This is a genomic window from Rhodanobacter sp. A1T4 (genome assembly GCF_014207185.1).
In the GTDB taxonomy this organism is placed as follows: domain Bacteria; phylum Pseudomonadota; class Gammaproteobacteria; order Xanthomonadales; family Rhodanobacteraceae; genus Rhodanobacter.
Genome location: NZ_JACHCP010000006.1, coordinates 154548 through 175950, shown reverse-complemented (window position 1 = coordinate 175950; position 21403 = coordinate 154548). Strand labels below are relative to the sequence as shown.

At 55.9% G+C, this 21403-nt stretch carries 15 protein-coding genes; 6 read left to right on the top strand and 9 right to left on the bottom strand.

The genetic code is table 11. The features are described from left to right. The first annotated feature begins 68 nt into the window (after positions 1 to 68). Positions 69 to 770, top strand: a complete 702-nt coding sequence (locus HDE80_RS13630; RefSeq protein WP_184671736.1) for an SDR family NAD(P)-dependent oxidoreductase — start codon at positions 69 to 71, stop codon at positions 768 to 770. Positions 771 to 829: 59 nt separating this feature from the next. Beyond that, positions 830 to 1054 carry a hypothetical protein gene (locus HDE80_RS13625; protein WP_184671734.1) on the top strand — a complete coding sequence of 75 codons (225 nt, stop codon included), beginning with the start codon at positions 830 to 832 and terminating at the stop codon, positions 1052 to 1054. Positions 1055 to 1195: 141 nt separating this feature from the next. Here HDE80_RS13625 and HDE80_RS13620 read toward each other — a convergent pair whose 3' ends face one another. Continuing rightward, positions 1196 to 1480 (bottom strand): hypothetical protein, encoded by a 285-nt coding sequence (locus HDE80_RS13620; protein WP_184671732.1) that lies wholly within the window; start codon positions 1478 to 1480, stop codon positions 1196 to 1198. A 20-nt stretch (positions 1481 to 1500) separates the two neighbouring features. Beyond that, on the bottom strand, positions 1501 to 2451 hold the full coding sequence (locus tag HDE80_RS13615) for an HNH endonuclease (RefSeq protein WP_184671730.1): 951 nt from the start codon (positions 2449 to 2451) through the stop codon (positions 1501 to 1503). Positions 2452 to 2705: 254 nt separating this feature from the next. Here HDE80_RS13615 and HDE80_RS13610 point away from each other — a divergent pair, with 254 nt between their 5' ends. Then, on the top strand, positions 2706 to 3995 hold the full coding sequence (locus tag HDE80_RS13610) for a right-handed parallel beta-helix repeat-containing protein (RefSeq protein ID WP_184671728.1): 1290 nt from the start codon (positions 2706 to 2708) through the stop codon (positions 3993 to 3995). Positions 3996 to 4030: 35 nt separating this feature from the next. Here the strand turns inward: HDE80_RS13610 and HDE80_RS13605 are convergent, their stop codons facing one another. After that, positions 4031 to 4285 (bottom strand): hypothetical protein, encoded by a 255-nt coding sequence (locus HDE80_RS13605; protein WP_184671726.1) that lies wholly within the window; start codon positions 4283 to 4285, stop codon positions 4031 to 4033. Positions 4286 to 4635: 350 nt separating this feature from the next. Here HDE80_RS13605 and HDE80_RS13600 point away from each other — a divergent pair, with 350 nt between their 5' ends. After that, the gene (locus tag HDE80_RS13600; protein ID WP_184671724.1) at positions 4636 to 6750 is read left to right on the top strand and encodes an amidohydrolase family protein; all 2115 of its coding nucleotides are present in this window, start codon (positions 4636 to 4638) and stop codon (positions 6748 to 6750) included. Positions 6751 to 6960: 210 nt separating this feature from the next. Here HDE80_RS13600 and HDE80_RS13595 read toward each other — a convergent pair whose 3' ends face one another. Further along, complete coding sequence (locus tag HDE80_RS13595) at positions 6961 to 7176, bottom strand: hypothetical protein (RefSeq protein WP_184601232.1); 216 nt, start codon at positions 7174 to 7176, stop codon at positions 6961 to 6963. Positions 7177 to 7291: 115 nt separating this feature from the next. On the opposite strand from HDE80_RS13595, the gene HDE80_RS13590 reads away from it, so the two are divergent. After that, the gene (locus tag HDE80_RS13590; protein WP_184671722.1) at positions 7292 to 7579 is read left to right on the top strand and encodes a helix-turn-helix transcriptional regulator; all 288 of its coding nucleotides are present in this window, start codon (positions 7292 to 7294) and stop codon (positions 7577 to 7579) included. A 135-nt stretch (positions 7580 to 7714) separates the two neighbouring features. Here HDE80_RS13590 and HDE80_RS13585 read toward each other — a convergent pair whose 3' ends face one another. From HDE80_RS13585 to HDE80_RS13575, 3 genes are all read right to left on the bottom strand, one after another. After that, entirely contained in the window at positions 7715 to 8446 is a 732-nt protein-coding gene (locus tag HDE80_RS13585) for a hypothetical protein (RefSeq protein ID WP_184671719.1), read from the bottom strand. Between the two features lie 100 nt (positions 8447 to 8546). Beyond that, positions 8547 to 9665 carry a response regulator gene (locus tag HDE80_RS13580; RefSeq protein WP_184671717.1) on the bottom strand — a complete coding sequence of 373 codons (1119 nt, stop codon included), beginning with the start codon at positions 9663 to 9665 and terminating at the stop codon, positions 8547 to 8549. A gap of 20 nt (positions 9666 to 9685) precedes the next feature. Continuing rightward, positions 9686 to 11986, bottom strand: a complete 2301-nt coding sequence (locus tag HDE80_RS13575) for an ATP-binding protein (RefSeq protein ID WP_184671715.1) — start codon at positions 11984 to 11986, stop codon at positions 9686 to 9688. 1119 nt (positions 11987 to 13105) lie between these two features. Here HDE80_RS13575 and HDE80_RS22370 point away from each other — a divergent pair. After that, on the top strand, positions 13106 to 13540 hold the full coding sequence (locus tag HDE80_RS22370; RefSeq protein WP_184671711.1) for a very short patch repair endonuclease: 435 nt from the start codon (positions 13106 to 13108) through the stop codon (positions 13538 to 13540). A gap of 1709 nt (positions 13541 to 15249) precedes the next feature. Here the strand turns inward: HDE80_RS22370 and HDE80_RS13555 are convergent. Then, positions 15250 to 16407, bottom strand: a complete 1158-nt coding sequence (locus HDE80_RS13555; RefSeq protein WP_184671707.1) for a reverse transcriptase family protein — start codon at positions 16405 to 16407, stop codon at positions 15250 to 15252. A 1504-nt stretch (positions 16408 to 17911) separates the two neighbouring features. Then, positions 17912 to 21394: a methylmalonyl-CoA mutase family protein gene (locus HDE80_RS13550; RefSeq protein WP_184671705.1), complete on the bottom strand. Its 3483-nt coding sequence runs from the start codon at positions 21392 to 21394 to the stop codon at positions 17912 to 17914. Between the last annotated feature and the right edge of the window lie 9 nt (positions 21395 to 21403).

The window sequence follows — 21403 nt, the reverse complement described above, 5'->3', positions numbered from 1 at the left end:
CCATCTGCTTAGTCACGCATGCTTCCACCAACCCGGCTCCGTAGAATCAAAACAACTAGGACGACTCAATGGGCAACTTCCCCTATCGCTGCGCTTTAATCATCGGAGCCGGACCTGGCATCAGCGCTTCGCTAGCGCGGCGCTTGTCTAAGATCGGCTTGCAAGTAGGTCTCGCCGCTCGCGATGTCGAAAAGCTGAAGCCACTTGCGGAGGAGACTGCCGCCGCCGTCTTCGCCATCGACGCCTCCCAGCCGGAGCAAGTGGCGAAGCTGTTCCTCGACATGGAACACCAGGTCGCGGAGCCCGATATCGTGATTTACAACGCCAGCTCGCGCGTCTCAGGTCCGCTCTCGAGCGTCGATCCCGCTGCGGTAGAGAAAGCAATTGCTATAACCACGTTCGGCGCGTTTTTGGCCGCCCAGCAAGCCGCCAAACGAATGGAGCCAAAGGGGCGTGGAGCGATCTTCTTTACCGGCGCCAGTGCTGGCATGAAGGGCTTCGCCCAATCGGCGGCTTTCGCGATGGGCAAGTTCGGACTGCGCGGGCTCGCTCAGAGCGCCGCAAGAGAGTTGGGTCCAAAGGGGATACACGTCGCGCACTTCAACATCGACGGAGGCGTCCGCTCAGAGCGCCGCCAGGATCCAAGCGGTCAGCCTGACAGCACGCTCGATCCCGACGCAATCGCCCAGACCTATATCGACGTCCTTGCGCAGCCGAGAAACGCCTGGTCGCACGAAATCGATCTCCGCCCGTGGGCAGAGCGATTCTAAGCGTTGCCGTGATGTCTGCCAGTTGGCCGACATAATCTGAGGCGAGAGGAAAGAAAGTCATGTTCAATCAAAGCGCAAAAGAAAAAGGAGTGCTTGGACGCGTACTTGGTACTTTGTGGGCCTTTGCAGAAACCCTGGAGTCGGGCAGCTCTGGCTATACGCTTGACCGCATCGAAGCGATGGAACGCGAACTGGTACTTCTGAGGGAAGAGCTCAGGCAGATTCGAGCATCTGGAAATCCAGCGAGCTCGCTCGATAGTGAAACGATTCGGCCAACTAGTTAAAGCTCAGTTGATTTTCATAGCCCGTTAGGGCTGCGGTGAAGGAAAATCCAATGGAAATCCGCGAGCGGCTGGACTGCTGGCGGGAGGCCTCGCGTTACCGCCAGGTCGAACGCAGTCAGAGTGTCCCTGACACCATTTTTCCTACTTGCCCGGCGGCAACTGCTGCCGCAACCACAGCACCTCCGTGCGGAACTGCTCGTATAGCGCATCGGTCATCCATGGCATCTGGCGCAGCACATCATTGATCTGCTGCAGCGCCTCCTCGGTCGCCACCTGCTCCAGCGACACATGATGGCTCCAGTCGCCATCGCCCTCGAAGACGATCTCGTCGGCCTCGCGGTAGACCGTGGCCTGACCTGCGTACTCGCGTGTTGATTGAGTAGGGAGATTCGTGGGGAAACCTCCGACTCTGACTCCTGTTTTCACCCAGACTGCGCCCCTGTCTGCTAGTCGTTCAACCGGAGCTTTGTCACGAACTCTTCAACAGACAACATTGGGTTTGTACGATGAATCATTCGGTGACAATTCGCGCACAAAATAGCTAAATCTTTAAGTGACGTATTTCGCTCGCCGTGCGTCGACAGTGCTGCTCTGTGGTGGACCTCGTAAACCCCTTTTCCAAGAGGACCGTACACGTCTGTGAAATCAAGTTTGCACGCCTCACAGATCAACCTACCCGTTTGCGCCAACATGCTTTCCCTCTTGGCATTGGCCAAGTGAAGCTTTCGTTCTCTCCTCAAGTGTGTAACAAGTTTTTTTTTGCCCTCCGTACCGCTTAGATCTTCCCAATCGATATCACCTAATGATGGGCGACCTTCCGGTTGATCGTGAGCTACTTTCGTTTTTATTAGCGCGGAGCGAAATCTCCTTTTATCATTCTTGTTCAATATCTGACGCGAGACGCTGTCTGCGAATACCGAAAACTCGTTCGCTTTAAGTTCTCTCGTTGGTCCTCTCACCCAAGCGCCGTTTTTCCCGAGCACCAATGCTCGCGCGCCCGCGATGGGTTGTTCCAGAAGAAAGGAGTTGCTTGAATCACAACGGTAGTGCCAAGTTAGTGGCCGAAATTTTGGCGCAGTCGCCGGCTTAACCCTTGTATTTTCACCTACGTAAGTACATCCGACCTGGACCCCCACCACCAGGTCGCCGCCTTTGCTAGCAGTCTTTGCGGTAATTGTGATGAGCGCAAAAGGATCATCAGAGCGTATCAACTTCAGATGTTTCGGTGGCAAGTAGCCGCGAACCAGACCATTTTCATTGAGGAAATTAACAGCCTCCTCAAACCCGTTCATCGGTGACGAGCGATGAATGTTTTCATAATCGCTTTTGGTCGGATACCTTGTATATGAAGGACCTAGCCGGGTGTCAGGGTTGACCCGAACCACAAATACTTTCATGCAACGACCCCTTATATTTGATCTACTTGCAAAAACATCTTTGCTATGGCCATGAAGTAACAATCCGGCCTGATCTCCTCTCACGAAGATCGGCCGGCTGGACCGTTATCGATCACTGGAACGGTTCCGGCCTGCGTGCTCGACTGATTCCGACCGCATTGCCGATGCTGATCGTATTTCTTCTCTACTTCACGATCGGGTCGCTATTTAAGTTACGAAGCGACCTGCACTCATTATCCTAAAGAAGGGCGCCCATGAAGCATCTGTCACTGAAACTTGCCTGTTTCGTCATACTGCTTTTACAGATCGGCTTGGTATCTGCGCAAACGAATTCACTCAGCCCGGACGACATTCGCAACTACGGTGCCATTTGCGGAAGCTCCTCGTCTTACCAAGTCAACACTCAGGCAATTGAAAGTGCGCTACAGGCACGCGGAATCGCGTTCATACCGCCGTGCGCGATATACGCCGGTAACACCACCCTGTCTTCCGGTAACAAGATTTACGGAGTTGGCATAGCCAGCAACCTCATCGCTGGCGACGCAGTCTCCGCCACCGGTCTCCTGAACTGTATTGGCTGCAACGGCTTTGATGTCGAAAGCATCTCCATCACCGACACCGCATCGCAGAGGACGAACGGGCTTAGCGGGATAACATGCACCTCGGGCTGCTCGAATGTGCACATTGTCAACACTACCGTGCAAGGCAACTACGGCATTTTAATTACGGATGGAACATCTGTTTACATCGACAAGAATACGGTGACCGCGTATGGCGAGGATTCTGGCAGTAACATCTCGGGAGCGGGCATTGCTGTGCAAGGAACGACCGCAGATAGTCACGGCTACAACTGCGGCGGTACTCCAGGTAACTTCGTCCATGTAACGAATAACACTGTCAGCGGAGCAAGCAATGGCACACCGGCTGGCATCCTCTACTGCCAATCTAACTACGGCGACATCACAAACAACACTCTAAGTAGCCCCGGATACTTTGGTATCACAGCGCGTGGACCGAACATTACGCAGCTAACTATTTCTGGCAATCATGTCTACAACTCAGTCCATGAAGCAGTGATTGTCGGAGAAGGAGCTACTCTGGTAAGCGTCAACAGCAATATCCTACTGTTTGGAGCATCCAGTATTGACTATGGCATCACCCTTGATGGATCTGAGGGAACCGTGACGCAGGTAAACGTAAATGGCAACACCTTGCAAAGTTGCTACAACACATGCATTGCCTTGGCCGATACGGTCACTTTCTCCTTGGTAACTGGAAACTCGATTTTGAATGCCAATCAGTCGAATACTGCAGGCGAGGCAGGCATCGCCTTATGGGGATCAGGAAATCAATACAACACCATCTCAAACAATTACATCAGCAATACCAGCGCCAGAAAGGGTTACATCATTCAGGAGCTCAATGCTCAGACTGGGATGCCCACACACAACGTCTACATGAACAATACTGGCTTTAATATGTCTACCGGGACTTTCAGCATTGGTAGTGCCAGCTTGAGCAACAACAACTTTCCGTTGCAGTAAAGTCTGTTCCCACAAATCCAGGGTCACCTTTTTTCCTACTTGCCCGGCGGCAACTGCTGCCGCAACCACAGCACCTCCGTGCGGAACTGCTCGTATAGCGCATCGGTCATCCATGGCATCTGGCGCAGCACATCATTGATCTGCTGCAGCGCCTCCTCGGTCGCCACCTGCTCCAGCGACACATGATGGCTCCAGTCGCCATCGCCCTCGAAGACGATCTCGTCGGCCTCGCGGTAGACCGTGGCCTGACCTGCGTACTCGCGTGGTGATGGCGGCGGGGATTCACTCATCCAGCAATGCTACTAAACCGGGACGGAGGAAGTTAAACAAATAGTCCACTCTCACCCTGGTTTTCCCGGGCAATCCATCGTGTCGATGGACAAAACCCATCACCCCACCGAATGGCCGTCTGGATGGCCGTTTAAAATTCAATAAATCAGAGCATTCCTAAGGGAGATCGTCGAGATGCCAACGTTGAGCGGGATCGAAGAAGCATCATCGTCAAGCATCGAGATGCCATCCGCTTCTGTCGACTATGTCGATGGCATCGCAAGCGCACTTGTTGCCGGATTGGTGCATTCCGCATGGGCGGGTCGGAGTTACATCCCCTAACACGCCATTTCGTCGTCAGGGGATAACCATGAAAGTAGAGGGATTCTACCGGTCGATTGCGGCCGCCCTAGTCGCGCTTGTCATCCTTGCCAGCGCGACCATCACCAGTTGCAGTACCGATGGCTCCGCCTCGAGGCGAGCCGTCAAGACAGGTGTGTCGCCAACGGCGGGTAGTCCTTCGACGATGGCCAGCCCCGGCGTGGCGGCCCTGGTCATCTACAACGCCAATGTCGTGACCATGGACGACAACAACGCTTCCGCTCAGGGTGTCGCGATCGGGCCCGCCGGCCGGATCATGAAGGTGGGCACCAACGCGCAGGTGCTAGGGTTGGCCGACAAGAATACGCAGCAGGTGGACCTCCGCGGCGCGACGGTGCTACCGGGCTTTATCGACCCGCATTCGCACATGGCCGGTTATGCGATGTACAACGATCCAGAGCACTGGACCGATGTCTCCAACATCAACGTGCTCTTCAAGCCTTTGCCGGGCACGTCCGGATGCCTCGACGCGAAGGATTACCAGCACTGCTTCGTGCCGGTGCAGACACAGCAGGATGTGACGGCGCGGATCAAGGCGGCCGTGGCGAAGATTCGGCAATCGGGTTCGCAGATCGATCCGCTGCCGGTGCTGGCATTCAACTATGACGCATCACGCCTGGGCCATGGCGCCGGCTGCAGCAAGCCGGATGGCCTCGGCCTCGATTGCGAGACCTTCGAAAACGGTCTGGCACGGCCGCAGCTCGATGCCATCGCACAGGACATCCCGATCTACGTCACCAGCGAGTCGGGGCATATTTCCTACGTCAACACCAAGGCGTTGCAGATGCTCAATATCTGCAACACCTCTGTGGCATCCGGTGGGTGCCATGCGCCCACCACCAATCCCACTGTCGAGTCCCAGCTTGCCGAGAAGGGGCAGCTCGATGAGGATCTGTCGCTGTACGCCACCGGCAAGATGCAGGGATTGGTGCTCAACCGCTATCCCACCCTGGCCGAAACCTTGTTGCAGAAGGCCGCCACGATCTATGCGCAACATGGCTATACGCTGGCCCAGGAAGGTGCCGCGACGATCGACGATATCGGGCTCTACAACAAAGTCCTGCAGAACTGCCTGCCGAATAAGTGTCCCTTCCCGCTGTCAGCTGCCATGGTGGCCTATGACGACAGCAGTCCCGATTTTTCGTCCATCGTCGCCACCGGTGTGGCGGGCAGAACCCTGGTGGGCAGCAACCCACTACTCACCGTGGCGATGCTGAAAAGCTTCACCGACGGATCGCCGCAAGGCTATACCGCCTTTCTCAACTCGCCTTACATGCAGGTGTTCACGCCGTTCACCAACGGCGGCATCTTCCAGCAGCCGTATGTCGGCCTGCCCGACCTGAGCGAGCAGCAGATCCAGCAGCGCCTGTACGCTGCGCATGCCGCCGGCTTCCCGATGCTGATCCACCAGATCGGTGATGCCGCGATCGGCAATGCGGTGCGCGCGGTGATGGCCTCGGCCACCAAGGACCATTCGGTGCCGCCGCCGGGCACGCACGACGTGATGCTGCATGCGCCGATGATCACCACGGCACAACTCGATCAGTTGAAGACGCTAAACCCGGGCGTGGTGGTCAGCATCATGTCGACCAATGTGTATTACTACGGCCTGCCGGAATGCCAGCAGGTGCTCGGCCCGCAGCGCACGATGAACATCTACCCTGCCCGCGCGGTGCGCGACCGCGGCCTGCATCTCACCTTGCATAGCGATACGCCGGTGACGCCGCCTTACCCGCTGTTCGAGATCTGGGTGGGCGTGACGCGGCAGACCCAGCAGCCCTCGTGGTACCCGAATCGCAACACGCAGACGTGTCCGGTGATCTTCGCCAACAACCCGGCTTATCCGGGCGACGAACGCATCAGCATCCTGGATGGCATCAAGGCGTTCACCACCAATGCCGCCTGGCAATACGGCATGACCGATCGTGGCAGCCTCGCGACCAGCAACGTCGCCGACATGGTGATCCTGTCGAGCAATCCGCTCGATCCCTCGGTCGTCGCCAATCCCAACCTGCTGCAGAACATCCGCACCTTGGCGACGGTCAGCTACGGCCGTTACATCCCCAACCCGACCGCCAATCAACCGCCGGTTTGGCCGAACTAAGCACGGGGCCAGCTTGGACTACCGCTGATTTCTCGGACACTCCGTGCAAGGACAATCCTTGCATGGAGGTGTTCGATGGAAACGCGTCAGCGGTTCACACCAGAGTTCAAACGCGCAGCGGCAGAGTCGTCGATGCCAGCGGCTTCCGCGAGCGTGAGGTCGCACTGAGCACGGTCGAAACCTGACCCGGTTGTCTCTACTCGTTTTCGCTTAAAGCTTCTGTGCTTCGATTCGATCGAAGACTTCCCGCACGGCAAGCGCCGCGTTGAAGACGACCTCACCCAGGGTCGACACAGTCTGCGGATGTAGGGGCTCTTCACAGCCGACCGTGATCACGTCGCCATGGGCCGTGATCGTCCGAAGCAGCGTGTTGAGCTCGTCGAGCTGGTCGACGGTGACTCCGAAAACAAGGCGTTCTTCCGTCATGGCATCCCTCCTCCGGCGATATCGCGAACACAGCCGTCCGCCCAATAACAATATCCGATTTTCAGATATTTGAAAAGCAGATATAGCGTCATGGCTGTTGTCACGGATGTTCGCCATGCCCGCCAAGTCCATACATAAGAACGAGTACTCGGTGTTGCTGCGCCGCCTGCGCGCGCTCCGTACCGAGGCCGGCATGACCCAAGTCGACCTGAGCGCGGCATTGCAGCGTCCTCAGTCCTATGTCAGCGACGTCGAACGTGGCTCACGCCGTATGGACCTGCTGCAATTGCGGGAGCTCTGCAATGCTTGCGGGCAATCACTGAACGAGTTCGTCGATAAATTCGAACAGGAATTGGGACAAGTAAGACCTACCCGCAGGCCGCCAAAGCAACCACTCCGATAAGTGAACTTGAACCCTTTTCGGCCGGCACGCACTGTGGCTGAAAGGGACTCTGACCCGGTCAGCTGTACCAAGCAGACGATTGTTGTATGGCCTCCAATGGCTACCTCTTGTAAGAGCGGTCCCTCAATTCGGCTGTCACGAAGTCCAAGTGACCTGACACGCCAAGTATTCAGAAATGATGAACTTGATTCTGACTTCATCACCATCGTCGATGGCGAGGTAGCGGTAACGCTCGTCCTGCACGTTTACCCAGTCATTGATCAAAAGTTCAAGTGTCGACATCTGGCCGTCGGCTGGCTGTAGCGTGAGTTGAGCAACTTGTAAACGCTGTAATCCCCGCGATCCAACTTCTCCAAATATTCGAACCATTTCACACGCGTCAAAGGAGTCTCGTTCGTCTTTGGCCATCAACTCGAGAGGATGCCACCATAAAGAGTTCGGTTCTTCGCGCACGGGCAGACCGAGTTCGAATGCCGCGTGCCCCCTAGCCAGCTTTAAGACGATATTCCTCACTCGATCTGGCTCAACACCAAATTGCGTTCGGCCGTTTTGATCACACTTCGCAGACTCAATACGGGCGCGCAGGGCCGGTGTCCTTCGTAAGATATTCGCTACTGCAGGCCGTCCAATTTGATCTGGGTCGGTAGAACCCGCAATGACAGATGCGATCAAGCAAGCGACGTATTCCTCGTCCTTGGAAAAGCCGTTGTTGCAGGACCAACAAGCCCCCAAAACCGGTAGGTTTTCGGGAAGAGGTTTGTCCAGGAAAACACGTGAAGGGACATGTTCTCTAGTTTCTTCAGGGCCACCGCAGTAAACGCACCCACTGATAAGCCTATCATCGGCATAGCTTCTTAGCTGCTCCATGTTACTTCACACATACCGGCCATCGTAGTGCGAGCCACACGCAAAGAAGAGACTCCGGGCAAACCACCGACAAGAAGCTCAGAGTGGGCCGCCGATAAATTCAACCCGCTAGTCGCCCAAAGATTTCAGACACCTCTAAATCTGGCGTACCTAGCCTCCCGTAATAGCGCGAAAGACGAAGAAGAAATTCCTCCCTGTAGGGGCTATCGAGGCAACAAACTACGACGGCATCATTCAGCGATACCGGATCAATTTGCTTCAGCTTCTGAAGGTCGATGATTAGGTCAGGTAGAAAAAAAGTTCCGGGCAAGAACCAATATCTGTCGCCAGCCGAATTCTTGAATAGTCTCTTGAGCTTCTCGTAGGAATCGCGCGCGCTGTTATTTGGCGGCTTGCCGTCACCCGTCCATTTGCCTTTTCGCCATTCGACGTAGCGCGCATCGTCTGCCAAGGGAGACGCTGCAACCAGTAACACCTTATCCGCCTTCGCTTGCGCAAAGTCGCACGCGGGCGTGGCTACCACCCAAAAGGTGCCATCTGCATCTTTCTCAAGGATGCTACCCGTCTTAACGGTGTCGCTAAGCGGCGGATAAATGTACATCTCAATCGGTCGTGCGGCTTCGGCCTTATGGTTTAGGAAGGCCTTGACGGTGTCGCGATTAAATCTATTGGCCAGACGCCGCGCCAAAAGATAAGCGAGATCCTCAGAAGAACCGGCGACACCCACTTTATCCCAGTGACGATCGACGGTGTCCCAAATAAAATCCCTTTTTTCATTTTCGATGTGCCGCATCAGACTCGGCAAACCAGTTGCAAAAATCTCCCGAGCTGCCTCTCGCAAATTTTGGAGGCCATCCGAACCCTTTGTTACGACTTTAACCACGCCTGTCTTAAGGGATGATATTTTTTCCGCAAACCCCGTATAGAAAATTACAGGGACAAAGCGGGCTACCCTGAGTGCATCCAGCACCCGCTTTCCCTCTTGGTCGCCTTTTTCGCCATCGATCTTTATTGGTTCCGGATCGTTTGACCCATGCAGGTCAAGTGTCACAAGGTCAAAGCGCTCGTCTTTAAGCCGTTCAATCGCTTTCGTAAAGTCGGGCTCTACTTCGACCACGAACGTTCCGTACGGGTTTTCATCCTCCCAGGCAGTGAAAAACTCAGCCACGGTGGAAGCAACTTCACGATCATCATCAACACAAAGCACTCGCCAGTTCATAGTTGTCCCCCTGTAGTCCATTACACTCTTTTACGAAGTTTGATCCTGAACACTGCACCAGGAAGTGGCCCCGCATTTAGGAGCTCTAAACTTCCATCGTAATAGTCGCGGATAATTTCTCCCGCGATCACCAGACCGAGACCCACGCCGTCGGGCTTCGTTGAAAAGTATGGCTCGAATATGTTGGCGCGGTTTGACTTTGAAACGCCAGGCCCGCTATCAGCGAAGATAATATCGACTTCTCCGGCAATAGGTCGGCTGCATTGAACCAGGATGAACCTGGCACCCCTGGGTGTCTGCTTCAACCAATAAATGCTGTTCGCGATGAGATTGATGAGAACTTCCTGTAGCTCCAATGCATCAACTTGAACAAGGTCATCGGTGGACGGAAGCGACACTTTGATTTCGGCATCCGCGATATCCTGATCAAAGTGGGCGAATGCCTTTTGGATAATTTCGTTTAAGTAGACCTTCGATGGCCGCCCCTTTTGACGGCCGCCAAGCGGCTCAATTCGTTTAAGCAACAAATCAATTAGGCCTGCTGCGCCTCTTACCCTGTTAAGACGGTCCTGCAATGAAATAAGAAGATTTCGGCAGGCCTCCGCGAGCACTTGGCTTTTCAAAGCCTTCGCCACCGCTTCTATTGCTAACGACGCCTGTCCATCGATGGTCGATAGTGGCTGCCTTCCGTCATGAACAACTTTATCGACAAGCTGACCCAGGGTCGCGAGCGTGTGATATCTCGACAACACTTCGCGGATCCTTACTATCTGGGACTCCCAGATTTTGGTCGTGTTGTCGAGAATTTCTAGCGCCTCCGTATCGGAGCCGAGTGCCGCGATTCTTTTTCTAAGAGCGGACGTATCAGGCGCATCCAGAAGGGACGGGCTGGCAGTTGGCTCAGTGGTAGCCGGCTTTTTTTTCTTTTCGCTGAACCTGAGACTTTCGAGCTTGGCAAGCGCGACGCGCATAATTTCCTGTAGGTCGGAGTAAGCCTGATTGTTAGCTAAGCCTTCCCGGTTGCTCTGATCTTTGAGGAGCGGATTGCTGTCTGCACTGATTTTTATGTAGCCTGTCAGCTGATTGTTGGACAACCGCATCGTTGGATTTTGAACGCGCCGAAGGTCGAGCTTCAACCAATCGTTTTCAGGCTCGCCGTAAGGCAAAACCCTGAAACCATCTCGGTAGATGCTGATACCTGCAACGGAGTCGAGATCCTTGCGAATACTCCTTATGCCGGTGCCTAGCTTTTGCTCGATATTGTCGAGTTGGTCTCTGTCCCATACGAGTACCTGAAACGAAAATGCGCCGCACAGCGGCGCCCCGTCGCTCTGCTTGGAGAAGTCAATTTTCTCAGCTGAGCTGCCTCCACCTTGCGTCGCGTCAGCTTCCACGTCACCGAACGGCCTTTCAGATAAGGGGCCTGCACTTTCGATCACCTGATCCGACATGCCTGATCGCCGCATCCAACCCTGGAATGTCTCAACCTCTCCAGTAGCGTGGAGCGAAACGATAAACTTGAATTCCCCGCGATCATTAATTTCACCGCTCAGGGTGTAGTGCGGATAATTAATTATTTCCGGCGGTTCCAATTGCTGGGCGCTGCCTACCGATTGATCTGGAAGTTGAAAAAATATCTTGAAGTCGCGGTCGGCCTCAAAGGGCGAAATAAGCCTGCTCAGACCCCGGCGAAGTTCGTCGAGCTCCCGCGTAGCCCAAGTTCGCTTTAGTTTATTCATGCGCAACAAAGTCCCGTGAGTTCCGTCACGAGGCAATTCTCGGATGTTCGACGACGTCTTGACCGGTAACTGTCGCTCGGGAATAAGATCGCGCGGCTCTCTTTGCTCCGCTAAAATCAGCACTTCGTCCAAATAGATGTCGTCATTGTCAAACTGCGACCAATCGAAATAGGCGTAGGTTTCGTATGGGCTCAAAGGGGCGCGCGTGCTCAGCTCCAGCTCTTCGGCAAGCCTGGCTGCCGCGAAACGGCCCACGCCTTTTTCCCCAAGGAGGCGGCGTTTGAGGAACTCGCTAGTACGATTCTTCTTTTTTTGATTGGTGGCTGGTTCCATCCATGACGTCTCGACAGTCTGAAAACTCATCCCGTGACCATCATCCTCTACACTTAATGAGCCCTCACTTCTGACAAGGTTGTGCTCAAACCGAACCAGAACATAGCTTGCGTCTGCATCGTAGGAATTTTTTACCAGCTCCAGTACCGCCACGGTCTCACTGCTGATTAGCTCTTCACCAAGGGTCTTCAGAATGCGGGCTCGCGGCCTGAGGGCGCGGGCTCCGGAGCTAAAGTCGGTACTTACCATCATCCCTCCGAAAACGCTCGATGAGCGGTTTTGCTGGTTAGCTCAATGCACGCAGATTGTTTACCACGGCCGCCATTACCGGGGGACACACTCCGTTGCCCAGGAGACGCACCTTGTCTCGTCTTGTACCAGCGCTAAGCAGATAGCTTTCCTCTAGACCCATTGCTCGCTTGAGTTCAGACACCTGCAGCATTCGCATCTGGTACCCAGATCGGGTCGGCTGCACCAGAGCGAATCTATCCACCGTCGTTATCGTCCTCAGCGGTCGGTCCAGGGATTGCCATCCTCCGCAACCATCCGTTCCATAGTAAACCACGAGGAATGGCTTCTTCTTCCCTAGCTCCGCGATCGCACGGTGCGCGCGTGCCTGGGTGTCCAAGGCCCTACCCTCCTTGAATAACGGCGTAGTGTTCCAAGTTCCATCGGGGTCAAGAATGTTGTGGACAGTCTGGCTATGGACGCCCAAAGGGGGGACGACTGCGTGTGGCTCAGCCTCCAGATCGCACACAACGAATAGTCTTCGGCGCTTCTGGGGTACCCCGAAGTCTGATGAATCCAGAACCTGCTCGCGGACCCGATACTTAAGTCGCTTCAACCCCTCTATCAGCTCCCCATAGCGAGACCACGGGCGCATATGGACCACGTTTTCCATCACGATCCAACGCGGCCGAAAAGCCCGGGCATAGCGAAGGACCTGCATCGCTGTAGCTCGACTTTCTTCCGAACGTGGCGCCGCGCCCTTCGCGCAGGTATGGTTGGTACACTCAGGCGAAGCAAGAAGGAGGTCGATGTCACCGATCCTGTCGCGCAGCTTACTTGGCTGAACATCCTCGAGACGCTTGTTTACAACAAATGCGTCGGGAAAGTTCAGCTTATAAGTGCTGGTCGCCAGGGTGTTGAGATCGATGGCCCCTACCATGGTGACACCAGCGGCGCGCGCACCAGCACTACTTAGACCAGCACCGCAAAATACATCGAGCGCTCGCATACTTATCCTTATTTGCCATTGTCCAGCGTCGACCAGCATCATGCCAGGTTAGCGCCAAAATCGCACCGTTGACGTCTCTGGTTGCACAGTAACACCGCCGGCCAGCGCATATCGGAGCTCTGCAGCTGATCATGGATGTACTGACCCCAGCGCAACGACGACTTTGCATGTCGAATAACCGAGGAACGAGCACCCGGCCAGAACTAATTCTGAGGAGGCTGCTATGGCAGCGTGGCCTACGGTATCGGTTGAAGAGCCAACTTCCCGGTAAGCCAGACATCGTGTTTCCCGGTGGGAAATTGGCGATATTTGTTGATGGCTGTTTTTGGCATCAATGCCCGATCCATAGCACGCTACCCAAGACCAATCGGGATTTCTGGCAGGCCAAACTTAGTGCCAACGTTTCGCGAGATAGAAGAGTGGATGCATCGTTGAGGGCGCTCGGGTGGACCGTGTTGCGCATATGGGAACATCAGATCAGCAAACATCAGATCGATGTCGTAGAAGAGATAGCGGCGCTGCTTGGGAGGGGATGGAATGGGCCTGATCAGAGTTCCAAGAGATGAGCTTGAAAGTTGCGATCTATCAATAGACGCAGTTTACGAAGGAAGTAGATCTGGTAACGCCGGTGACGACCCTCTTGGCGCACTTCTCGGAGTCAGCAACCAAGGGGGATTCCGTCATCTTGGCAAACGCGAGACTCCGCGGCTTCTCGTCATAACTACATCAATGAGTGAGCCTGACTGGCCGGATCATCTCGATCCTGAGACAGGAGTTTTTACCTACTACGGCGACAATAGGCACCCAGGTCTTGACCTTCACTCGACCCGACGGTGGGGGAATGTGATGCTACGAGACCTCTTTGCACGCGCACATTCCGAGCCGTCTCAACGCAAAAAGGTGCCGCCGGTATTTGTTTTCCAGAATACCGGCACCTATCGTTATACCCGCTTTCTTGGGTTAGCCGTCCCTGGCGGTAGCGGGCTATCGGTAACACAGGATCTCGTTGCAACTTGGCATCACGCTCGTGGCGAACGATTTCAAAACTATCGCGCAACATTTACGGTGCTAAACGCTACGCGTATCGCACGCAGTTGGATTTCGAGCTTGCGTGACGGGACGAATGAAACTCGAGACGCGCCTAAGGAATGGATAAGCTGGGTAAATGGGGGACAGCCTACTGCGCTGCGAGCGCTACCTACGACTGTCATCCGAACCAAGCAAGAGCAACTGCCAGACCAACCGGAAGATGTGCAGATGCTAAGACGGATATACCAGCGTTTCGAAACGTGCCCTACTGATTTCGAAAAATGCGCCTGCAGAATCGTAGAAATGTTACTCCCAAACGTTGTCTCGATAGACCCGACACGACCATCCAGGGATGGAGGACGGGACGGAATAGGAAAGTACCGCATTGGATCTGGCATCACAGCCATAGATGTTGATTTCGCACTTGAGGCCAAGTGCTATGACATAGACAATTCTGTGGGGGTCAAGGCAACCTCAAGATTGATATCTCGCCTGAGACACCGACAATTCGGTGTATTGGTTACGACTTCTTACCTACACGTGCAGGCCTATAAAGAAATTCGGGAAGATCGGCATCCCATTCTTGTTGTCAGCGGTGCTGATATCGTCAATATTCTCAAAAGATGCGGCATCCGTGATTGCCTCGCGCTCAGCTCATGGTTGACCGCGAACTTCAGCTGAATAGCGACATCTCAGCTCGTCGAAACAAATTAGCCAGTTCCCGTGACTTCCGTCATCGAGATTGCGCGGAGAGCCCTGCTTCAGAGCTGCACTCCCCCGTTTGTACCGCCTCCAGCGGAACTGAAGAGGTCGTCAAGATCTCGGACCAGCGCAGGGCATTTTCGGCTGCGGATGACAAAAGGGGGCACGGAGATAGTTAAATCGAGCGCAGGGCGTCACCACCCCTTGACCCGCACTCTCACGCCGCAATCTACTTAGTCTGGTCGACGGCCTTCCCGAATGCGCGATGACCCTCCTCCAAGTCGTAGTCTGCTTAGAGTACCGAACGCTCTCGATGGAAACACTCTCGCAGGACGATATCGACGCAATCCGCGGCCACCTCCAGCACCAACACGCCCTCGTCCCGATCGCTTTCGTCTTGCTATCGAAGCCCAACTATCCCGCCGCGCTGGACCCGCCAAGATTGGTCGCCCGCGCATGCCAGCCACGCTTGGCGAAAGTGCACTCTGAGCCCTGTTTTGAAAATTCGTGAGCAGTCCAACCTGACCCTTTTTTGGTTTTTCTTTCACAACGGCCAAGAAATCTGAGCAAGATCTTCCTTGAGGACCATGGCAAATCCGGGCTCGACCTGTGCGGCATATGCAACTAGACCGAATAGATGATTTTTGAAGCCGATTGTTGAATCAAATCCGAGCCGCTTTGCGTGTTTGGCAGGCCCGATTTGTGGATGCAATAGAAAATATCGATGACGCAATAATCGATCTCTCAATTCCCTGCTCAGCCTGGGTTGAACTGAGTTCGCATTCAGGCCGAGAAGAACCTTTCTTGAGCCTGGCGGACGTACTGATGTCTTCGCGGAGTTGACGCTGAATCCGAAGACATCAAGGATTGCACTTGCGCTAGCGATAACCTCTCGGCAAGATTTTCTATCGAGTTGTCGGCGACTCGAAAAAGCAAGGTCATCTGCATATCTGGAATAGACAAATCCAGCTTTGCCTGCCACTTCAGAGAGTCGCTCATCCATCTCAATAACTGCGAGATTGGCTAGCATAGGACTTGTCGGCGCCCCCTGTGGAAGGTGACCGAGTCGTGGCGCCTCGTACGAACTTATTTTTGACTCCGAGTTCCGAATTGGATTCCATCTTCTCCCTCGCCGGGCGGCAGTTGGAGCTCCAATTCGAGTACAAAGCCGCGCGAGTTCAAACGAAACTAGTGGTTGGTACCCCATTCTTCGAAATACGCGGTAGACGACTCGTTCGTCGATGGACTCAAAGAAATTAACCACGTCCATCTTGATCAGCCAAGTAGATTCGCAATGCGGCTGAACCGCATCAACAATCCGATCCCCTTTTGAGAACGCGACGCTCGCTGAATGCGCCGGCACTCTAACCAGCAAATTCGACGCGATCCATTTCTGAGTCAGCATCAAGAATGTGTCAGGCACACAAATCCGACGAAATCTCTTGCCCTGCCCAGGCAATGGACGCTTTCGAATTTGGAAGGAACGATATGGATCGACGGTGTACCGACTTACGACATCACGGAGTAATTCGTAGCTCGCGCCAACTAGCCATGCAAGATGGCCAAGCGAGAAAATTGGCGGAAGCACAGGGCTTCGCTGCCTCAAACGCGCCGCAGTCAGTACCGCGTTATTGATGACATCATCATCAACCCCGCGAAGCTGACCTTCGCGGACAAAATTCTGAGGACGCCACGACCTCATCTACTTTGACGCCCAACGGGCGAGCCGCCTAGCGACGCTAGGCAAGACTCCGCCAGCCGTCCCGTCGCTAGGTGTCTTGCACGCAAGCACCTGCTTTTCCAAAGACCCGGCAAGTAGCCAGATCCTGACGAAAAATCGCTTCGTCTAAGAATACCTAAGTATTCCATGGGGCATACCTAAACTCAGACACGTGGCGCCCTCAGACCTTGCGGATAGTAAAAGACATCCCGATCTTGTGGAATAGCATAGGGTAGCTTGACCCGCCTGCTTGCTCGCTTCATTTCTCGAATACCCTCAGGCGTGATCTTACCCGTGACGCTGACCCAACTGTTCTCCCTCAATTGTGAAAGTATGCCGGCGACCTCCTGAGTCGGGAGTCCCGTTCGCGCCGAAAGGGAATCCGCTGTCCTCGCGCTCACTCGGACCGCGGACAACACCAACATCCGCTTTAATGCCTGCTCGTCAGCACGATCGATCCATTCTCCGCGGGCAATTTGTACTCGCTCGATTGACGTGAACTTCTGTCTTGCACTAGACAGTCTCAAGACAGCCTCATCGCCAAATCCTGCGATCGAATTGACCCGAGCGGGAAAGAGAGGGCTCGATCCTGCTCTATACAGCACAAGCGGTGAGGTGTTGGGACAACCATGTGCAAACGCAATGAGACTCCCGACACCACCGTAACCCATCGCGTCTTCGACTGAATTTCTGGGTTGACCTCGCTTCCAACAAAACTTCACAAGCTCTCGAAAAGATCTACCATTGAAACAGGTCGCAACGGTAGGACAGCCTGAAACCAAATGAACCATCGGGCCGCATGGATGCGCCTCTACACGCGTTAGACCCATCGGTGTCGCGGCATAGGCAAACACATGCATACGTACGAGCCCCAAGGAATGCCAACTTCTAATTGACCTGACTCGCCACATAGATTCCAGGTACGAAAGTATGCGATCGCCGCTCCCAATGAAATCAGTGACAATTACTAGGTCGCGTACTTTGTTCTTTCGAATCTGGTCTGGCGACGGCTGAACAAGTGCCTTATTTCGAAAACGTCGGTGCCATTCAGTTACAAGCTGCGCAACTATTCCTTCGCTTCCAATTTCCTGTTTGTACCTTCGAAGCGGGCTGATCACGAGAGGATTTGATCCCGTCGCGCGGCGAACCCCCCATCTTGGTTCGCTAAATAGTCTGTTGGGTACTCCTAATCGTTTTCGAATTTCACGCTCGACGTAAAATCCGACTCTCGCGCCGTGCTCACCGATTAACGTGCGCGCATGGCTGCTCAATCCTTTCTTGAGCTCGTCTGAACTTACTATCAGCATGCCCGACAATAGACGCCGAGCCACTGGTTGTTCAGGCACAGGAAAGTCGGAAATCCATGCCTCTACTGCAGGCAGGCTCCTCCAATCACTCATGCTAAATGCCTCCGATGCGCTTCGACTCTTCCACTACCACCTACACTCGCACTCGCACTCGCACTCGCACTCGCACTCGAGATGATCTACATATTCCGCCGATACTCCCCACCCACGTCATACAGCGCATGACTGATCTGCCCGAGCGAGTTGTACTTCACCGCCTCAATCAGCTGCTCGAACACATTGCGCCGATCGCGCGCCGTACCCTGCAGCACCTTGAGACTATCTGAAGCGAGCGCATTGCGCGCCTCGCCGTAGCGTTTGACGTTGGCGATCTGCGCGCCCTTCTCTTCTTCGGTCGAACGAATCAACTCGATCTCGGTGGCGATCTCGCCCCCATGATCTTTCGGCAGGAAGGTGTTAACGCCGATCAGCGGCAGCGAGCCGTCGTGCTTTTTGTGCTCGTAATACATCGACTCTTCCTGGATCTTGCCGCGCTGATACATGGTATCCATGGCGCCGAGCACGCCGCCGCGTTCGCTGATCGCTTCGAACTCCTTGTAGACCGCCTCTTCGACCAGGTCGGTGAGTGCGTCGACCACGTAGCTGCCCTGCCACGGGTTCTCGTTGAAGTTGAGGCCGAGCTCCTTGTTAATGATCATCTGGATGGCCACGGCGCGGCGCACGCTTTCTTCGGTGGGCGTGGTGATGGCTTCGTCGTAGGCGTTGGTGTGCAGGCTGTTGCAGTTGTCGAACAGCGCGTACATCGCCTGTAGCGTGGTGCGGATGTCGTTGAACTGGATCTCCTGCGCGTGCAGCGAGCGGCCGCTGGTCTGGATGTGGTACTTCATCATCTGGCTGCGGCTGCTTGCGCCATAGCGCTCGCGCATGGCGCGCGCCCAGATGCGCCGGGCCACGCGGCCGATGACGGTGTACTCCGGGTCCATGCCATTGGAGAAGAAGAAGCTGAGGTTGGGCGCGAAGTCGTCCACTTTCATGCCGCGCGCGAGGTAGTACTCGACGATGGTGAAGCCGTTGCTCAGGGTAAAGGCCAGCTGGCTGATCGGGTTGGCCCCGGCTTCGGCGATGTGATAACCGCTGATGGACACCGAGTAGAAGTTGCGCACCTTGTGATCGACGAAATACTGCTGGATGTCGCCCATCATGCGCAGCGCGAATTCGGTGGAGAAGATGCAGGTGTTCTGCGCCTGATCCTCTTTCAGAATGTCCGCCTGCACGGTGCCACGCACGTTCTGCAGCGTGTGCTGCTTGATGCGCGCGTAGGTCTCCGCGTCCACCAGCTCGTCGCCGGAGACGCCGAGCAGGCCCAACCCCAATCCATCGTTACCTTTGGGCAGTTCGCCGAGGTACTGCGGGCGCTGCACGTGCTGGTAGATGGCGGCGATTTTCTTTTCGGCATCGGCCCAGCGGGCGGGATCTTCGCGCAGGTATTTTTCGACGTTCTGGTCGATGGCGGTGTTCATGAACATCGCCAGGATCATCGGCGCGGGGCCGTTGATGGTCATGGAGACGGAGGTGCTGGGCGCGCTGAGGTCGAAGCCGGAGTAGAGCTTCTTCATGTCGTCGAGCGTGGCGATGTTGACGCCGGAGTTGCCGATCTTGCCGTAGATGTCCGGGCGCGGCGCCGAGTCTTCGCCGTAGAGGGTGACCGAGTCGAACGCGGTGGACAGGCGCGTGGCCGCGCCGCCCTGGCTCAAGTAATGAAAGCGGCGGTTGGTGCGCTCGGGCGTGCCTTCGCCGGCGAACATGCGCGTCGGGTCTTCGCCGCTGCGGCGGTATGGATACACGCCACCGGTGTACGGGTAATGGCCGGGCAGATTTTCGCGGCCGAGAAAGCTCACGAGTTCGCCCCAGTCTTTCGATTTGGGCGGCGAGACTTTTGGAATTTTCTGGTGGCTGAGCGACTCGCGATAGTTGTCGACGCGGATCACCTTGTCGCGCACGGTGTACTCGTTGAACTCGACGGTCACGGATTCGAACAGCGCCGGCCATGCGCGCAGTTGTTCGATCGCCTCCTTGCTGAGTTCGCCGAGCGCGGCGTTGTAGCGCTGACGCAAGGTGAGCAAGCTGCGGTCGACCGCTTGGCCGTCGTTGCCGATATGCGACAACAAATCCGTGGAGTGGTAGAGGTCGAGCGCGTGCGGCAGCTTGCTGTCGCCGAGTTCTTTCAGTGACTCGTAGTAGTGCTGCGCCTTGCTGGCGAACTCGGCCTGCTTCTGGATGCCGGCATTGATGCTGCGGCCCTGCTCGGCGATCTCGGCGAGATAACGCACGCGCTGGCCGGGAATCAGCACGGTGGCGCGCGGCTCTTTCAGCGTGGTGTCGAGCTGCGGCGACCACTTGTCGGCCGGCAGCTTGAGCTTGTCGCGCATCAGCCGGCACAGGTTGACGAACATCCAGGTGACGCCGGGATCGTTGAACTGGCTGGCGATGGTGGGATACACCGGCACCTCGTCGTCCTTCAGGGCGAAGGCGGTGCGGTTGCGCTTCCACTGCTTGCGCACGTCGCGCAGCGCATCTTCCGCACCGCGCTTGTCGAACTTGTTGAGCACGATGAGCTCGGCGTAATCGATCATGTCGATTTTTTCGAGCTGGCTGGCAGCGCCGTATTCGCTGGTCATCACGTAGACGGGAAAGTCGACCAGGTCGACGATTTCCGAATCGCTCTGGCCGATGCCGGCGGTCTCGACGATGACGAGGTCGTAGGGCTGGCTCTTCAGGAAATCGATGCAGTCGTGCAGCACGATGCTGGTGGCCGCGTGCTGACGACGCGTGGCCATGGAGCGCATATACACGCGCGGGCTGCGCAGCGAGTTCATGCGGATGCGGTCGCCCAGCAGCGCGCCACCCGAGCGACGACGGGTGGGATCGACCGCCAGCACCGCGATGCGCATCTGCGGAAACGCGTGCAGAAAGCGCAGCAGCAGTTCGTCCACCACGCTCGACTTGCCGGCACCGCCGGTGCCGGTGAGGCCGAGCACGGGCGTCTGCTTGCCGGCCAGCGCCCACTGCTTGCGCAACAGCGCGAGGTCGGTGTCGGCCAGCTTGCCCTCCTCGATGGCGGAGAGCATGTGGCCGATGGAAATTTCGTCGTCGATATCGACCTTGGGTACGGCAGTCACTTCACTCTGCGCGCGCTCGGCGGCACCGGTGCCGGCGCGCGCCATGACGTCTTCGATCATCTCGGTGAGGCCGAGCTTCATGCCGTCGTTGGGGTGATAGATGCGCTCGACGCCGTAGGCCTGCAGCTCCTTGATTTCTTCCGGCGTGATGGTGCCGCCGCCACCGCCGAACACGCGCACATGACCGGCGCCGCGCTCGCGCAGCATGTCGACCATGTACTTGAAGTACTCGACGTGGCCGCCCTGGTAGGACGACAGCGCGATGGCGTCGGCGTCCTCCTGCAGCGCCGCACGCACCACGTCTTCCACCGAGCGGTTGTGGCCGAGGTGGATCACTTCGGCGCCCTGCGCCTGGATGATGCGCCGCATGATGTTGATGGCCGCGTCGTGGCCGTCGAACAGGCTGGCGGCGGTGACAAAGCGCAGCGGCGTGGACTCGGCCTGCGTGTCGCTGGCGGGAACGTGCTTGGCAGGCGTACTCATGGCGCAACT